An 18145-nucleotide genomic window follows, 5' to 3' on the forward strand; every position below is an offset into this window, starting at 1 on the left:
GAAGCCTTTTTTCAAAAAGGCTGGAAAGGCAAACTTAACATTAACCCTTGCTCTTTTTGCTGGTGGCCTTCATGCGCAGGTCGTGGTCCAGGATGCGCTTGCGGATGCGCAGGTTCTCCGGAGTAACTTCCAGCAGCTCGTCCGGTGCCAGGAATTCCAGGCAGCCTTCCAGGCTGAACTTGGTCACGGGGATCAGGCGCAGAGCATCGTCACTGCCGGATGCACGGGTGTTGGTCAGGTGCTTGGTCTTGCACACGTTGACGGTGATGTCCTCACCGGTCGGGGTGTAGCCAACAACTTCGCCCTCGTAAACCTTTTCGCCTGCGGTCACAATCAGGGTGCCGCGCTGCTGGGCGTTGAACAGACCGTAAGTGACGGCATCGCCGGTATCAAAGCTGATCAGGGAGCCGCTGGAACGGGTGGCAATGGGGCCGCACCATTCTTCGTAACCATCAAAAATGGTGTTCATGATGCCTTCGCCGTGGGTGTCGGTCAGGAACTGGCTGCGGTAGCCAAACAGGCCGCGGCTGGGCATACGGAACTCCAGACGGGAACGGTTGTTCATCATCTGCATGTTCATCAGGATGGCCTTGCGGGCGCCCAGAGCGGTCATAACGTTGCCCTGATAGGTTTCCGGCACGTCAATCACAACGCGCTCCATGGGCTCCATGGTCTTGCCGTTCTCCTCATGGGTCAGAACATGCGGGGGGCTGACCTGCAGCTCGTAACCTTCGCGGCGCATGGTCTCAATCAGGATGGACAGGTGCATTTCGCCACGGCCCATTACGCGGAAGGAATCGTTGGTGGCGGAATCTTCCACACGCAGGGCAACGTCCTTCAGCAGCTCGCGCTGCAGGCGGTCACGGATCTGGCGGCTGGTGACGTACTTGCCTTCCTTGCCGGCAAACGGGGAATCGTTGACGGAGAAGGTCATCTCAACGGTAGGATCGTTGATCTTAACAAAGGGCAGCGGCTCAACCTTGCTGGGGTCGCACACGGTGTTGCCGATGGAAATATCGGGCAGACCGGCAAAGGCAACAATATCACCGGCAGCGGCCTGCTCAATGGGCTCGCGGCCGTTTGCCTTAAAGTCAAACAGCTTGGTGATGCGGCCGGTCATGTGCAGGTCGGGGTTGTGCCAGTCGCAAACCTGAACAGCCTGGCCAACCTTGATGATACCGTTCTGCACGCGGCCAACGCCCATGCGGCCCACAAAGTCGTTGTAGTCCACGCTGGAAACCAGCATCTGCATCGGGGCTTCGGGTTCACCCTCCGGCGGGGTAACGTACTTCAGGATGGTATCAAACAGCGGCTTCAGGTCGGTGCCGTTTTCGGGGTGGGTCCAATCATAGCTGGCGGTGCCGTTACGGCCGGAGCAGAACACCATCGGGCTGTCCAGCTGCTCGTCGGTAGCGCCCAGGTCCATCAGCAGCTCCAGGATCTCGTCAATAACTTCCTTAATGCGGGCGTCGGGACGGTCGATCTTGTTGACGGCAATGACCAGGGACAGATTTTGCTGCAAAGCTTTCTGCAGAACAAAACGGGTCTGGGGCATGCAGCCTTCGGCTGCGTCAACCAGCAGCAGAACGCCGTTGACCATTTTCAGCACGCGTTCTACCTCGCCGCCAAAGTCGGCGTGGCCCGGGGTGTCAACAATGTTGATCTTGACGCCGTTATAGACGCAGGAGCAGTTCTTTGCCAGGATGGTGATGCCGCGTTCACGCTCGATGGCGCCGGAGTCCATCACGCGCTCAGCAACCTGCTGATTGGAGCGGAATGCGCCGGACTGCTTCAGCATCTGATCCACGAGGGTGGTCTTGCCATGGTCAACGTGGGCGATAATGGCAATATTGCGAAGATTTTCTTGGATCATAACCTACGATACCTCTTTATACTTTCAAAATCTGGGGTTTGGTGCACGAACATAGGCTGCGGCAGGGGCTAACATCCCAACTGCAGCACACTTATACTATATTGTACGGCACCATGATGAAATTGTCAAGAATCGTAAATTGTTTTTTCTTATGGTATAATTAAAAATAATCGTGGGGAATTGCGCGGTTTTCTGGTTATTCTACCAACAACATGGTTTGCGGTAAATAACCCAAAAGAGGGGAAAGGCTGCTGCATATACCCCTTGAATTGATTGGGAAAGGGAAAAACTATGCCAAAGACACGCCGTAAGGTCAACATCATTGGTCACCGCAACCCGGATACAGACTCTATCTGCTCTGCGCTGGCCTATACCTACCTGAAAAACCAGCTGGGGGATGCTGTGTACGAAGCCCGCCGTGCCGGGCAGATCAACCGCGAAACCGCCTTTGTGCTCAAGCATTTTGGGGTGGAGCCGCCGCGCCTGTGTACCGACGTCAGCCCCCAGGTGAAGGACATCGACATCCGCGAGCAGCCCGGCATTGATAAGGAAATGAGCATCCGTGCCGCATGGAGCATGATGCGCGACACCGAGATCGATACCTTGTGCGCCATTGACGAGGATAAAGAACTGCTGGGCCTGATCACCGTTAAGGACATTGCCAATGCCAATATGGACCTATTTGATACTGAGGTTTTGGCAAAATCCAAGACGAGCTACAAAAACGTGCTCAGCACCCTGGAAGGCGAAATGCTGCTGGGCGACCCCGATGCCTGCATTACCTCCGGCCGCATTTTTATTGGCACCAGCCCGGAAATTATGGATGGTGCCGTGAACCCCGGTGATATTGTGCTGGTGTCCAACCGGTACGAAGTGCAGATGTGCGCCATTGACTGTGGCGCCGGTGCCATTGTTGTCTGCTGCGGCTCTGCTGTGCCGCGTACCATTTTGGCCCGCGCACAGGAAAAAGGATGCATTGTCATTACCACCCCGTTTGATACGTACGCCGCCGCCCGCCTGATTTCCACCGCCGCCCCGGTGCGCCACTTTATGCGCAGCAAGAACCTGTTGGAATTCAGCGTGAATACTGCAGTGGAAGACGCCCGCAAGGTCATGGCCAATGTGCGCCACCGCTATTTCCCCATCCTGGATGCCAATGGCAAATATTGCGGTGTCATCAGCCGCCGTAATTTGTTGAACGTGCACCGCAAGCAGGTCATTATGGTGGACCACAACGAGCGCGGTCAGGCTGTGGATGGTCTGGAGCAGGCGGAGATTCTGGAGATCATCGACCATCACCGTCTTGGTGCACTGGAAACTGCCGGGCCGGTGTATTTCCGCAACGAGCCGGTTGGCTGCACCGCTACTATCATCAGCCGCATGTATGAAGAGCACGGTGTAGAGATCCCACCCCAGATTGCAGGCCTGCTGCTTTCCGCTATTCTGTCGGACACGCTGATGTTCCGTTCGCCTACCTCCACGCCGCTTGACCAGCACATTGCCGAAAAGCTGGCCAGGATCGCGGGCGAGGAGATCCCCACCTATGCGGAGCAGATGTTTGAAGCCGGCGCCGACCTGACGGGCCGCACGGCGGACGATGTGTTCTTCTCTGACTTTAAGGTATTCAGCCGCGGCGATGCCAAGTTCGGCGTTGGCCAGGCTATTTACATGACCTCCAACTCCCGCTCGGCGGCAGAAGCGCTCATCACGCCATTTTTGCCGGAAGCACTGGCCCAGGCCGGTGTGCCCATGGTGTTCTTTATGTGCACCGATATGCGTGCCCAGGCCACAGACCTGCTGTTCTGCGGCCAGCAGGCGGAAGAAATTGTGCGCAGCGCATTCCATGTGGAAACCAAGGACGGCAAAGCTGTGCTGCCCGGGGTTGTCAGCCGCAAAAAGCAGCTGATCCCCCCGCTGATGGCGGCATTGCAGGCACTGCAAGCATAAGTTACGAGTTAGGAAGCAGGAGGTAGGAGTTATCTCAATTAGGGCAATACCGCATAATTCTAAGTGCCGATACGGTGAGCGAGGTGCGGCAGATGCCGTGCCGCAGCTGCCGGAGCGGTGCTTAAGCCGTAAGGCGGGAATTGTGCGGTGTTGCCTTAGGAATTTGAGCTGAACCAAGGGCGGCGGGGGAAGTTTCGGGATGATGCGGAGTGAGGCCCCGGCGGCTATGCCGATGGGGTGCCAGCGCCCGGTATGTCCCGGAACTTCACACCGTCGCCCGCGGGCAACTACCAGGTTCCGAGGTCTCCGACGAATAATTATTCTGGTATTTATACATTGCTTTAAGATGGCCGTGAATGTTCTTTATTTTAGTACATTTGCGGCTTTTTGCTGCCGTTCGACATGATTTCGCTAAGGTGTATCTGAAAACAAAGAAAATGACGGATATTTCGCAAACACAAGCAGGATTTAAGGCAAAGAGCCGCAGGAATCCTTTGTGGATTCCAAGACTCTTTAACGCAAAATCCGGCTGTGTTTGTAGAAATAGACTAAATTTTCGACTTTTCAGATACACCCTAATTAAAATTAACGCTTTTTTCACCTTTTGACGTTGAACACGGTGTATAATATATCTAATACACTGTATAATGCAACGATAAGTCTCAAAAGTAAAAGGAGGACAAACCATGGGTGAGTATGCGGCAATCGAAAAAGAAGCCAAGCTGTTTACAGAACTGTGTGTACATAACGATGCCATTGATCCGAACCTGTTTGATGAGTTCGGTGTAAAGCGCGGCCTGCGCGATAAGGACGGCAACGGTGTGCTGGCCGGGATTACCAATATTTCCCGCATTGATGCGTTTGAAATGCGTGACGGCGTTAAAACCCCCTGCGATGGCAAACTGTGGTACCGCGGGTATAACGTGTATGACCTGATCCGTGGTTTGCGCGGCAAGCGCTATGGCTTTGAGGAAGTTGCCTACCTGCTGCTGCTTGGCGATCTGCCCAATGAACAGCAGCTGCATGAATTTACCGACTGCCTGACCAAATGCCGTGCCCTGCCCAGCAACTTTGTGCGGGACGTTATCATGAAAGCCCCCAGCAAGGATCTGATGAACAGCCTGACCCGCAGCGTGCTGACCCTGGCTTCTTATGATGATTCGGTGGGGGATAACAGCCTGCAGACCCAGATGGAGCAGTGCATCAAGCTGATCAGCGTCTTCCCCATGCTGGCGGTGTATGGCTACCATGCCTATAATTACTACCTGAATGACGGCAGCATGTACATCCACCGCCCGCGGCCGGAGCTTTCGGCGGCAGAAAACCTGCTGCAGATGCTGCGCCCCGACCAGCAGTATACCCCGCTGGAAGCCCATGTTCTGGATATTGCTCTTCTGCTGCACATGGAGCACGGCGGCGGCAATAACTCCACTTTCACCACCCGCGTGGTCACTTCTTCGGGGGCGGATACCTACTCGGTCATTGCAGCGGCGCTTTCCAGTCTGAAGGGCCCCAAGCACGGCGGCGCGAACATCAAGGTCATGGAGATGATGGACGATATCCGCGCCCATGTTTCCGATGTGACCGATGAGGACGAAATGCGTGCCTACATCGGCAAAATTGTAGATAAAGAGGCCTTTGACCATAAGGGCCTTGTGTACGGCATGGGCCATGCGGTCTACTCTCTGTCGGACCCACGCGCGGTGGTGTTCAAGAGCTTTGTGCAGCAGCTGGCCATGGCCAAGGGCCGCAAGGCGGACTTTGACTTTTACAACACGGTGGAGCGCCTGGCCCCGCAGGTGATTGCCGAAAAGCGCCATATCTATAAAGGCGTTTCCACCAACGTGGACTTCTATTCCGGCTTTGTCTACAACATGCTGGGCATCCCCGTGGAACTGTATACCCCCATGTTCGCTGTGGCTCGTGTGGTCGGTTGGAGCGCCCACCGCATGGAAGAGCTGGTCAATGTGGATAAAATCATTCGCCCCGCGTACAAAAGTGTTATGGCAACCAGAGATTACCTGCCGATGGAAAACCGCGGCTGATTTCAGCCTTGCACTGGCGGGCCAGACCTGTTAAAATTATAGCGTAAGCATTTTGGGCATAGCCGCAAAGGCTGTGCCTTTTTTGTGGTATATCAGTAGGAGGAATCCCCATGAACGAAACACAGGCATCCCAGCTGCCGGTTTATGCCGGGAATGACCTTGGTGCAGTGTGGCGCAGCAGCGCTACGGCATTCCGCCTGTGGGCCCCCACGGCGTGCAGCGCGGCGCTGCACCGCTTTGCTACGGGCACGGACGCAGAGCCGGAAGCTGCCGACCTTGGCACCCTGGCCATGCAGCGCAGTGAGGGCGGCACCTGGTACCTGGAACTGGCGGGTGACCTGGCCGGGCAGTATTACCAGTATGAGCTGCAGTTCCCGGATGGAACCTCCACCGTTACAGCGGACCCCTACGCCCACGCAGCCGGGGCAGGGGGCACCCGCAGCATGGTGCTGAACCAGGCCGCCGCCGTGCCGGACGGCTGGCAGAAGGATGAACGCCCGGCTATCCCCGCCCATGCCCGCAGCGTGTGGGAGGTGCATGTGGCGGATTTTACCGCCGACCCGGCCAGCGGCGTGCCGCAGGCTTACCGCGGCAAGTTTATGGGCTTTACGGTGGACGGCACCACCCTGAACGGGGACGGCGTACACCCCACCGGGCTGAACTACCTTAAGCGGCTGGGTGTGACCCATGTGCAGCTGCAGCCTATTTTTGACTTTGCCACGGTGGACGAAGTGAGCGGCGAGGACTACAACTGGGGGTATGACCCGCTGAATTATAACCTGCCGGAGGGCAGCTATGCCACCGATGCGTTCCACGGCGAGGTGCGCGTGCGGGAATGCCGCGCTATGATCCAGGCCCTGCACAGCGCCGGGCTGGGCGTGGTGATGGATGTGGTGTATAATCATACCTATTATTCCAACAGCTGGCTGGAACGCACGGTGCCCGGCTACTGGAACCGCCGGTGGGAAAACGGAAGCCTGACCAACGGCTCCGGCTGTGGATGTGACCTTGCCAGCGAGCGCACGATGGTGCGCAAGTATCTGGTGGATTCCTGTGTGTACTGGGCCAAAGAGTACCATATTGACGGGTTCCGCTTTGACCTGATGGCTCTGCACGATGTGGAAACCATGAACGCAATCCGCGCTGCACTGGATGCCCTGCCCGGCGGCGAAGATATCCTCATGTACGGTGAACCGTGGCAGGGCGGCAGCACCCGCATGGAACACGGCGCGATCCCCGCCAACAAACAGGCGGCGGGCCTGCTGGACAGCCGCATCGGATTTTTCTGCGATAACACCCGCGATGCCATCAAGGGCGGGGTGTTCAATGCGGGCAGCGCGGGCTACATCAACGGCGATATGCACTGTGGGTATCAAGTGCTGCATTCTATCCCGGCGTGGCGCGGCGGCCAGGCGGATTTTATGCCCCAGGCGCCGGGCCAGGTGGTGCAGTATGTTTCGGCCCATGATAACTATACCCTGTGGGATAAGCTGAAATGCGTGGCCCGCCGCGGGGATTATGCCGCGCCGGATGCCGATCTGCTAGCCCAGAACCGCATGGCGGCGGGTATTTACCTGACCTGCCAGGGTCTGCCGTTCATGCAGGGGGGCGAAGAGTTTGCCCGCACCAAGCATGGCGACCACAACACCTACCGCGGCCCGCTGGAGCTGAACCGCCTGGATTGGACACGCGCCGCCCAGCTGGAGGAGCTGGTGCAGTATTATCACGGACTGTTGGAAATCCGCAAGGCGTATCCGGAGCTTTCCGGTATGGCGGGGGATGCAGAACCCTGCATTCTGTCCCTGCCGGGGTGGCTGATCGGCTTTGTGCCAGAGCGCCAGGGCGAAAGCTTGCCAGGGCGACTGGCCGTTTATTATAACCCGGAGTGCACCCGCCAGTGGGCGGCCCTGCCTGCCGGGAGCTGGCGCTATCTGTGCGATGGTACCCGTGCCGCCGCCGAACCTTTTGGCCCCGCCTGCCGCAATGCCATCGAACTCGCCCCCGTCAGCGTGACGATTTTGAAGGTGGAATGAGTTTATGGGGGTTTTTGTTCCTTCTTTGAAAAGAAGGAAGCAGAAACTTTAATAACGGGCCGTGCCGGATATCTCACCCCATCACCCACCCGCAAGGCGACGGGCGCATAATATACGCCCCTACGAATAGAATCGCGGCACATCACGAAAAATGTGGCCATTATTCTTTTTTAATTATTCTTTCCAAAACAAACACAAGGCCCGGTGCATCTTAAACCATGCACCGGGCCCTGCCTTATCTCCAATTCCTAATTGCTAAGGCAACACCGCATAATTTCCGCCTTACGGCTTAAGCACCGCTCCGGCGGCTGCGGCACGGCATCTGCGTTGCCAAAATGCTCGATAATACACAAAGTATTATCTGCGCTTTTGGCTTGGCAGCTGCCGCACCTCGCTCGCCGTATCGGCACTTAGAATTATGCGGTATTGCCCTAATTTCTCATTTCTAATTAAAAACGAAAACTCCTCCCGCCTAACTTACCTCATCGCTTCTTCATACTTTCTCACAATGTCTTTCAGCGCCTCAAGGCCAATGGTGTAATCCTCCGGCGTGTCCAGCGAATGGTTGCCGCCCTCCACAAAATAGGTGGTAATGGCGGGGTCATCCTCCAAAGCACGGCGCAGCGCGGCACCGCCCAACGGGTCCGCAGTGCCGGTGGCGTGCCAGGCGGGCATCCCGGCGTAAAGCGGGGCATACTCCCACGCAAGGGGCGTTAATTGCAGCAGGGTCACATGGTATTCCGGGTGGGCCTTTACCCAACCGGCGGCCACCATCGTGCCAAAGCTCTTGGCAATGCAGATGTACCGGTCATACCCGGCAGGGATCTGCGTCATGGCGTCCTGCGCGGCGCCGGGGTAGCTTTTGGCGGCGCTGGCCTGCGGCGTTTCCTCGTGGGGGAACAGCTGGCTGTACTGCACCACCATGCAGTCCAACCCCTGCCGGCGGGCAACCTTGGCGGCATAATACAGCAGCGGTTTGTCCGGTCCGTAACCAAAGCCGGGGAACAAAACAACCAGCTTTTTCTCGTTCTGCATCACTTTACAAGCACCACATAGTTTTTTTTGCGCGGGGCAGGGGCCTTCTTGCCGCCCTCGGCAGCATAACCCAGGATGCAGTTGCCCACGCCGCGCAGGTTTTCGGCATTGGGCACACCCCACTTTTTCAGCAGGGCCTGGCCCTCGGCGGTTTCAAACATTTCCTTTGCGCGGTGGATCCAGCAGGCGGAAAGCCCCACGCTCTCGGCGGCGTTCAGCATGTTGCCCATCACCAGGCTGCCGTCCTCCACACAGGTGGGGATGGTTTTATCCACCAGCACAACGGCAACGCAGGGAGCGCCATAGAACGGGTCGCCATTGCCGCCCATCGCGGCGGCGTTCATCTTGCTCAAAGTATCGCGGTCGGCCTTGTTCTGTATGCAGACAATCACCGGGCTCTGGCGGCCCATGCCGGTGGGGGCCCAGGTGCCGGCTTCCAGCACGGCGTTCAGCGCTTCCGGCTCCGGCATCTTGTCCAGGTAGCAGCGGCAGCTGCGGCGGGTTTTCATGGTATTCAAAACTTCATTGGTCATGGTAGTGCCATCCCTTTCATTTAATATTGCAGCTTTATTATACCATAGGGATGCAAGCGGATAAAACTTTCCTGAAAGTAAAATAAAATTTTTCCTGAATGGAGAAATACGGTATGGTGTGCCACACCGCGCCGTGGTATGCTGGAAGCACACAAGGGGAGGGCATAAACCATGAAACTGATGCTTGCACAAAATACCGCGCAGCAGCGCGCTGCCGCCTGTGCCGAACAGCAGGTGCAACGCCGGGTAGCTGCCTGCAAAAATGCCCTTGCCGCCCGCCGCTTGGCGGTTTATCAGGTCCGGCGGGCAGAATGGCAGGCGGGCCAACCCCTGCGCTGACGGCAAAGGGGCAGGGGAGCGCGCGCCGCCGCTGCGTGCGATAATTTATGAATAGCATGTAAAATCATACAGAATCATGGAAGGCCAGCCTTTTTCGGGCTGGTCTTATTTTTTGCGCCATGGTATAATGTCCCTAAGTCACGAACAAAACTGTAGAATAAGGAGAAAACGAACCCATGAAATTTTCCGAAATGCCCTATGAGCGCCCGGACATGAGCGCCCTGAAAGAACAGTTTGCCGCACTGACCGAACGTTTGCAGAACGCCCCTGACTATGCCGCTGCCCGCGCCGCTTTTTTGGAGGAGCAGGTGCTGAACAAGCATGTGGATACCCTGTTCACCCTGGCCAGCGTGCGCCATACCATTGATACGCGGGATAAGTTCTATGATGAAGAGATGGAATTTGCCAACAGCGCCATGCCGCAGATCCAGCAGTGGCAGGATTCCTGGACCGCCGCCATGCTGGCAAGCCCCTACCGCAAAGACTTTGCCGAAGAATACGGCGACCTGATGTTTGTGAACGCCGAAATTGAGCGCAAGGCATTCTCGCCCGATATCATGGAGGAACTGCAGCAGGAAAACGAGCTGACCCAGCAGTATGGCAAGCTGCTGGCCAGCGCACAGATCCCGTTTGAGGGCGGGGTGTACACTCTGTCCCAGCTGAGCCCGTTCAAGAATGACCCGGACGATGCCCGCCGCCTGGCCGCCTGGAAAGCCGAGGGCCAGTGGTATAAGGACAACCAGAAACAGCTGGATGATATTTATGACAAGCTGACCCACCTGCGGGATAAGATGGGCAAAAAGCTGGGGTACGAGGGTTACACCACCCTGGGTTACTACCGCATGGGCCGCAACTGCTATACCAAAGCGGATGTAGAAAAGTTCCGTGCCGCCGTGGTCAAGTATCTGGTGCCGCTGGCGGACAGCATCTATCGTGAGCAGGCCAAGCGCCTGGGCAAACAGTACCCCATGAGCTTTGCCGATAATGCCCTGATGTTCCGTTCCGGCAACCCCGCCCCCTGCGGCGATGCCGATGCCATTCTGGCCCAGGGTAAAAAATTCTATGAGGAACTTTCACCCGAAACCGGCATCTTCTTTAACACCATGCTGGACAATGAGCTGCTGGACGTGCTTTCCACCCCCGGCAAGGCGGCGGGCGGCTACTGCACCAGCCTGTGGGATTATCAGGTACCGTTCATTTTTGCCAACTTCAACGGCACCCAGCATGACGTTGAGGTGGTCACGCATGAAGCGGGTCATGCCTTTGCCGCATACACCAACCGTGACCGCGTGCCGTATTCCACCGTGTGGCCCAGCATGGAAGGATGCGAAGTCCACTCCATGTCGATGGAATTCTTTGCCTGGCCGTGGGCGGAGGGCTTCTTTGGCAAGGATACCCGCAAGTTCCTGTACAGCCACCTGGCCGGTGCGCTGACCTTTATCCCGTATGGCACCATGGTGGATCACTTCCAGCATATCGTGTACGAAAAGCCGGACCTGACCCCTGCCGAGCGCCACGCCGCCTGGAAAGAACTGCTGGGCATTTATATGCCGTGGATGAAGCTGGACGGCGAGATCCCGTTCTACAGCGAGGGTGAGGGCTGGCAGCGCCAGAAGCATATTTACGAAAGCCCCTTCTATTATATTGACTACTGCCTGGCACAGACCGTCAGCCTGCAGTTCTGGGCCATGCTGCAAAAGGACCGCGCCAACGCGTGGGAGCACTACATGGCATACACCCGCCAGGGCGGCAGCCGCGTGTTTACTGAGCTGCTGAAAAACGCCGGACTGGACAGCCCCTTTGAGGAAAGCTGCCTGCGCGGCGTGTGCGAAACGGCCAAGCAGTGGCTGGACAACTATGACCTGACGGGGATCGAATAATGCAGCAAAAGAAAACCCGCCGTGGGCGGGAATACCTGAATGACTTCCGCAGGGATGTCAACGGCAGCTACCTGTACCAGGGCAGCTACCGCTGCTATACCGGCAGCATGCCGTATGCCAAACTGCGGGGCCTGCTGTGGGCGCTGTGCGGCGGGGCACTGGCGGCGCTGGCGGCGGCGGGCATGGTGCCCGCGCCGGGGGCCATGCAGCAATTTTATGTACTGCTGCCGTATGCCGGGGCGCTGGTGGCTGGCATCAGCGCGGTGTGGGCGCTGGCCCGCATGAGCCGCGGCGGGGCACGCCTGCGCAGCTATGTGTATGAAGAAACGGTAGCCAAGTTGCCGCTGCGCTGCCTGTTGACCGGGGTGTTCGCCGCGCTGGCTGCAGTAGGGGAGTGCGTGGATGTGTTCTTGAATGGCGGACAAAACGCTATCCGGTATGCAGTATTATTTGCAGCGCTGGCCGCTGCGGCTGCTGCGGCTGCTTTTGCCGCAGGGCACACCATCCGGGCAGCGGTTTATACCGAAGAATCCGGTTCCGGGCGCGAAGAGTAAAAGACCTTGCACCATAACGCAGAATTTAGCCCGCTAAAGTGCGGCGCGGAAGAATTTTACAAAATTCAGCGTGCTGTTATGGTTATCCTGCTGACTTTTATTTAGATGTTGCCAAAACGGCGTTTTTTGGTTGACAGAAATTGAAAATTGCGATATTATAACATAGTTATTGGTGACATTTGTTTGCGGTGAGGGAACACCGCAAATGCGGAAAGGCTTAAGCCTTTCTTATTTAACACTCCTTTTGGTAGTGTTAAAATTGCCGCCATTACCAAAATGATTTGGGAGGTTATACAAACATGAAAAACACCAAGCAAGTGCTTGCACTGGCCATGGCTGTTGCAATGGCTGCGGGCCTGCTGGCTGGCTGCGGTTCTTCCGCTTCCAGCAGCGCTGAGTCTGTTGCTTCCAGCGAGGCTACCAGCGAAGCCGCTGCTACCGATACCGGCAGCAGCGATGGCACCCTGGTTCTGGCAGATACCGGCTTTGAGGGCAAGTTCAGCCCGTTCTTCGCCGCTTCTTCCGCTGACCAGCACGTTATCGACCTGACCAACATTGCCCTGCTGGGCGCTGACCGTAAGGGCGAAATGATCCTGAAGGGCATCGAGGGTGAGACCCGCGAGTACAACGGCACCGATTACACCTACTATGGCCCCGCTGACTGCGAAGTGACCGAGAATGCTGACGGCACCGTTACCTATGCCATCAACATGCGCGATGACCTGGTCTTCTCTGACGGCACCCCCATCACCATTGATGACGTCATCTTCAACCTGTATGTTTACATGGACCCGACCTATGACGGTTCCGCCACCCTGTACTCCATGCCCATTGCCGGCCTGGATGATTACCGCAACAGCATGACCACCCTGTCCAAGCTGATTGCTGAGGCAGGCGAGGACAACACTGATAACAGCCTGTTCACCGCTGAGCAGCAGAAGGCTTTCTGGGATGCTGTTAACGAAGGCGGCACTGCATTTGCACAGGAGATCGTTGATAACTGCGTTGCTGCCGGTTACGCTGACGAAGGCAACGTTGCCGCTGCTGCTTCCGCTTGGGGCTTTGACGGCCTGGCCGCTGACGCTACCGCAAAGGATTTCTTCCTGGCTATCGCAGAAAAATATGACTGGAACTTTGCTTCCATGGAAGCTGAGACCGCAGGCTCTGCTCTGTCTGACCTGATCCCGGCTGATGTTTATGCTTACTCCACCACCGGTGTTGCCACCGGCGCTGACGTTGACACCGTTTCCGGCATTGTCAAGACCGGCGATTACAGCATGACCATCACCACCACCGAGCTGTCCAACTCCATGATCTACCAGCTGCAGCTGCCTATCGCCTCCCTGGATTACTATGGCGACCGCAGCCTGTATGATTACGACAACCACTCCTACGGCTTCAAGAAGGGCGACCTGAGCAAGGTTCGTTCTGTCACCAGCGCTCCCATGGGTGCCGGTGTCTACACCTTCAACAAGTACAGCGACGGTGTCATCTACCTGGATGCTAACCCGAACTACTACGAAGGCGAAGCCTTGATCAAGCACGTCAACATGAAGGAGACCCAGGAAGCCGATAAGATCACCGGTGTTCAGGCCGGCACCATCGACATTTCCGATCCTTCTTACTCTCTGGAAGCTGCCAACCAGATCGCTACCATCAACGGCGGCGACTCTGATCTGGACGGCTCTGTCATCACCACCCGTCTGAAGGACTTCCGCGGCTACGGCTACATTGCCCTGAGCGCTGAGAACGTCAAGGTTGGCAACGACCCGGCTTCTGAAGAGTCCAAGGACCTGCGCAAGGCCATCATGACCGTGATCGCAGCTTACCGTGATGAGGGCATCAACTCTTACTACGGCGACACCGCAACCATCATCAACTACCCCATGTCCAACACTTCCTGGGCAGCTCCTTCCGTTACCGACGACGGCTACAAGATCGCTTACTCTACCGACGTTGACGGCAACGAGATCTACACCAGCGATATGAGCGGCGACACCAAGTATGCTGCTGCTCTGCAGGCCGCCCTCGGCTACTTCGAAGCAGCCGGCTACACCGTTGAAAACGGCCAGGTCACCGCAGCTCCGGCTGGCGCCAAGATGGAATACACCGTCAACATCGGTGCTTCCGGCAACGGCGACCACCCCTCTTTCCAGGTTCTGACCAATGCAGCCGCTGCTCTCAAGACCATCGGCTTCACCCTGACCGTCAACGACCTGGCAAACGCATCTGACCTGTACAGCTCTTATCAGTCCGGCGTTGCCGAAGGCTGGGTTGCTGCATGGCAGTCCACCAACGACCCCGATATGTACCAGCTGTACGACAGCAACGGTTCCACCAACTACTACAAGATCAACGATTCTGATCTGGACGAACTGATCGAGGCTGCACGCCAGACCACCGATCAGGATGCCCGTAAGGCCATGTACAAGGAAGCAATGGAGATCATCCTGGATTGGGGTGTTGAACTGCCGGTTTACCAGCGCAGCGAAGCTACCATCTTCTCCAGCGAGCGTGTCGACACCACTACTATCCCCAACGATATGACCCCGTACTGGACTTATCAGTCTGAGATCAACAAGATTGCTCTGAAGTAATTTTTTTCAGCGCAGCCTGTTGTTGAATTTATGGTGAGCAACCGCTCTCTGTACCGATCCGGTTAAGGGGGCGGTTGCTTGCTGTGGTAAAAGCAACGGTACATTTGCAGCCCAAATGTGGCCGTCCCATTCCCCCGGACAGTTCCCTCTGTCCGAGGGAGGGGGATGCCCATATTCGGTATCAAAGTAATGAGGTGTATCTGAAAACAAAGAAAATGACGGATGTTTCGCAAACATGAGGCGGATTTAAGGCAAAAAGCTGCAGGAATCCTTTGTGGATTCCAAGGCTTTTTAACGCAAAATTCAGTCGTGTTTGTAGAAACAGGCTAAGGCAACACCGCACAATTCCCGCCTGACGGCTTAAGCACCGCTCCGGCGGCTGCGGCACGGCATCTGCGTTGCCAAAATGCTCGATAAGACTCCAGTATTATCTGCGCTTTTGGCTTAGCATCTGCCGCACCTCGCTCGCCGTATCGGCACTTAGAATTATGCGGTATTGCCCTAAATTTTCGACTTTTTAGGTACACCATAGGCGAAGCTACAAGGCCCCGGCTCATGTGTATTTTGGAGCCATGCGGCGCAGCCATTAAAAACGCGGCCTCCCTGCCCGCGAAGGAAGGAACGATTTTTCAAGTGCGAAACTACGTCATCAAGCGTATCCTGCTTTCTTTTGTGATCCTGTTTTGCGTTACCTTCATCATCTATGTGATGATGCGCAGCCTGCCCAGCTCTTTTGCCGAGAACATGGCCATGCAGCTGTCTCAGGCACCGGGCGCAAAACCGTATCAGGAATGGCTGGATCAGCTCAACGCAGCCTATGGTCTGGATAAGGGCGTCCTGCCCGGCTTCATGACCTGGCTGTCCAGCGCAGTGCGCGGTCAGTTCGGTGACAGCTGGAAGTGGAACGTCCCTGTTGTTCAAAAATTCCAGGAAGTTATTGGTCTGTCTGTTGTCATGGGCGGCATCTCCTTTGTGGTGTCCATGATCATCGCTGTGCCCCTGGGCATCCTGGCTGCTACCAAACAGTATTCCCGTACCGATTACGTCATCACCGCTGTGGCTCTGGTGGGCATCTCTCTGCCCAGCTTCTTCTTTGCCACGCTGCTCAAGCTGCTGTTCTCTGTCAAGCTTGGCTGGTTTGACCTGTACGGCCTGGTCGGGCGTGATTATGCCCAGCTCAGCTCGTGGGGCCAGTTCTGTGACCGCGCCAACCATCTGGTGCTGCCCATCGTCACGCTGGTCATTGTTTCCATCGGCTCTACCATGCGTTACACCCGCACCAACATGCTGGAAGTGCTGAACGCCGACTATATCCGTACCGCCCGCGCCAAGGGCCTTTCGGAGCATGTGGTCATCTATAAGCACGCATTCCGCAACACCCTGATCCCGCTGGTTACCATCATCGGCGGTTCCCTGCCCGGCCTGTTCAGCGGTGCCTTGATCACGGAAACCCTGTTCTCCATCCCCGGCATCGGCTACATCTCTTACCAGTCCATGGTTGCGGGCGATATCCCGTTCACCATGTTCTACCTGTCCTTTATGGCGGTGCTTACCCTGGTCAGCAACCTGCTGACTGATATCATGTACGCAGTGGTTGACCCGCGCGTGCGCATTTCTTAAAGAAAGGAGACTGCACCCATGAGTGAGAATACCCAGAACAACACCCCCAAAAAGGAGCAGTACTCCCTGAACGACGACCGCCGCGTTAAGGTGCTTTCGCCCGGCGCGCTGGTTGCCAAGCGGTTCTTCCGCAACCGTCTGGCCGTTGTGGGCCTGACGATGCTGCTTGCCATGTTCGTCTTTTCCTTCATTGGCGGCGTGGTCAGCCCTTACGGCCAGGACCAGCAGTTCTACACCTACACCCAGATGTCCAAAGAGTATGTGGGTGTGACCCGCAACGATAAACTGCGCTTTGTTGTTGCCGATGGCCAGGAGTTCGGCTCCATTGCCCAGAGCAAGGGCAGTGAGGCCATCAAGAAAGGTGAAGAGACCTTTACCTATAAAGATAACGATTACGAAGTGGAAACCCTGAACGAGGACCTGTACGTCTTCCGCCAGGGCCGCACTGTGCTGGCTTATGCCGCTAAGGATATGGTCACCGCAGCGGACGGCGTGGCCGAGCTGAGCTTTGATGCCAAGCTGGCCGCCCTGACTGCCCAGGCAGCAGGGGAGACCACCTTTACTGCTGATGGCCAGGATTATGAACTGGACGCTGACGGCAATATCACCCAGAGCGGCAGCGGAGTTGCCTACATCGGCCGCTTTGTCGTTTCCGCTGCCGATGCCAGCGTGGTCATCAGCCGTGACTTCCGCGACCGCCTGGAAGAAGCCATTGACGATAATATTACCGAGTTCAACTACACCGATGCCGACGGCAACGAAGCCGAGTATGACATCGTGTACGATGCCAGCACCGGTGTTTGGAGTGTTAAGCAGATGACGGAAACCTATGTGTTTGACCGTTACGCAAGCCCCAACAAGGAGCACTGGCTGGGCACCGATACCAACGGTATGGACATGCTGACCCGCCTGATGTACGGCGGCCGCGTTTCCCTGATCATCGGCTTCATCGTTGTTGCGATTGAAGGCTCCATCGGTATTGTCATGGGCGGTATCTCCGGCTACTTCGGCGGCTGGGTGGATAACCTCATCATGCGTATCGTGGACGTGTTCTACTGCCTGCCCTCCATGCCCATCATCATCATTCTGGGCGCTGCCATGGACGCTATGCGCATTGATTCCTGGACCCGTATGATGTACCTGATGCTGATCCTCGGCTTCCTGGGCTGGCCCGGCATTGCCCGCCTGGTCCGCGGCCAGATTTTGTCCCTGCGCGAGCAGGAGTTTATGACGGCAGCCGAAGCCTGCGGTATCAGCGCATGGCACCGCATCTTCCGCCACCTGATCCCCAACGTTATCCCGCAGCTGATTGTTACCTGCACCATGAGCCTTGGCTCCACCATCCTGACGGAAGCCACCCTGTCTTTCCTGGGTCTGGGCGTTAAGTACCCGTTTGCATCCTGGGGCAACATCATCAACGATGTCAACAACGCTTATGTTATGACCAATTATCTGTTCATCTGGGTCCCGGCCGGCATCTGCCTGCTGATCACGGTTCTGGGCTTCAACTTTGTGGGCGATGGCCTGCGCGATGCCTTTGACCCCAAGATGAAACGCTGATGAAAGGAGACACACACGATGGCTAAACAACAGGACGGTTACCTTTCCGCCAAGGAGTCGCGGCGTATCTCCAAAGAAAACCGCCGCATTACGGACCAGTACGAAAAACAGCGCAAGCGCAAGAATGTG

General features: G+C 56.6%; 12 protein-coding genes. 9 read left to right on the plus strand and 3 right to left on the minus strand.

Annotated elements, in window-relative coordinates:
• Positions 1-40 precede the first annotated feature (40 nt).
• Positions 41-1873: a translational GTPase TypA gene (gene typA, locus PG062_RS04780; protein ID WP_270751415.1), complete on the minus strand. Its 1833-nt coding sequence runs from the start codon at positions 1871-1873 to the stop codon at positions 41-43.
• A 291-nt stretch (positions 1874-2164) separates the two neighbouring features.
• Here typA and PG062_RS04785 point away from each other — a divergent pair, with 291 nt between their 5' ends.
• The 3 genes from PG062_RS04785 (at position 2165) to pulA (ending at position 7898) form a co-directional block, all read left to right on the plus strand.
• Positions 2165-3820: a putative manganese-dependent inorganic diphosphatase gene (locus PG062_RS04785; RefSeq protein ID WP_270751416.1), complete on the plus strand. Its 1656-nt coding sequence runs from the start codon at positions 2165-2167 to the stop codon at positions 3818-3820.
• 686 nt (positions 3821-4506) lie between these two features.
• On the plus strand, positions 4507-5865 hold the full coding sequence (locus PG062_RS04790; RefSeq protein WP_270751417.1) for a citrate/2-methylcitrate synthase: 1359 nt from the start codon (positions 4507-4509) through the stop codon (positions 5863-5865).
• Between the two features lie 110 nt (positions 5866-5975).
• A complete protein-coding gene (gene pulA, locus PG062_RS04795) occupies positions 5976-7898 on the plus strand; it encodes a type I pullulanase (protein WP_270751418.1) in 1923 nt (640 codons plus the stop codon).
• A 477-nt stretch (positions 7899-8375) separates the two neighbouring features.
• Here the strand turns inward: pulA and PG062_RS04800 are convergent, their stop codons facing one another.
• Together PG062_RS04800 and PG062_RS04805 are read right to left on the minus strand one after the other, a co-directional pair.
• Positions 8376-8933, minus strand: a complete 558-nt coding sequence (locus PG062_RS04800) for a hypothetical protein (protein ID WP_114000846.1) — start codon at positions 8931-8933, stop codon at positions 8376-8378.
• Positions 8933-9466, minus strand: coding sequence for a nitroreductase (locus PG062_RS04805; protein WP_270751419.1), 534 nt, complete (start codon positions 9464-9466; stop codon positions 8933-8935). Before PG062_RS04805 ends, PG062_RS04800 begins: the two co-directional genes overlap by 1 nt.
• Before the next feature lie 171 nt (positions 9467-9637).
• Between PG062_RS04805 and PG062_RS04810 the strand changes: the two genes are divergently transcribed.
• The 6 genes from PG062_RS04810 (at position 9638) to PG062_RS04835 (ending at position 18016) form a co-directional block, all read left to right on the plus strand.
• A complete protein-coding gene (locus PG062_RS04810) occupies positions 9638-9805 on the plus strand; it encodes a hypothetical protein (protein ID WP_270751420.1) in 168 nt (55 codons plus the stop codon).
• Between the two features lie 176 nt (positions 9806-9981).
• Positions 9982-11685, plus strand: a complete 1704-nt coding sequence (locus PG062_RS04815; RefSeq protein WP_270751421.1) for a M3 family oligoendopeptidase — start codon at positions 9982-9984, stop codon at positions 11683-11685.
• Entirely contained in the window at positions 11685-12239 is a 555-nt protein-coding gene (locus PG062_RS04820; RefSeq protein WP_270751422.1) for a hypothetical protein, read from the plus strand. Before PG062_RS04815 ends, PG062_RS04820 begins: the two co-directional genes overlap by 1 nt.
• Before the next feature lie 299 nt (positions 12240-12538).
• Positions 12539-14836 (plus strand): ABC transporter substrate-binding protein, encoded by a 2298-nt coding sequence (locus tag PG062_RS04825; RefSeq protein ID WP_270751423.1) that lies wholly within the window; start codon positions 12539-12541, stop codon positions 14834-14836.
• Positions 14837-15469: 633 nt separating this feature from the next.
• Positions 15470-16456: an ABC transporter permease gene (locus tag PG062_RS04830; protein ID WP_270751424.1), complete on the plus strand. Its 987-nt coding sequence runs from the start codon at positions 15470-15472 to the stop codon at positions 16454-16456.
• An 18-nt stretch (positions 16457-16474) separates the two neighbouring features.
• Positions 16475-18016, plus strand: coding sequence for an ABC transporter permease (locus tag PG062_RS04835; RefSeq protein ID WP_270751425.1), 1542 nt, complete (start codon positions 16475-16477; stop codon positions 18014-18016).
• Positions 18017-18145 lie beyond the last annotated feature (129 nt).

The sequence above is a fragment of the Gemmiger qucibialis genome (genome assembly GCF_027689445.1).
Lineage (GTDB): Bacteria > Bacillota > Clostridia > Oscillospirales > Ruminococcaceae > Gemmiger > Gemmiger qucibialis.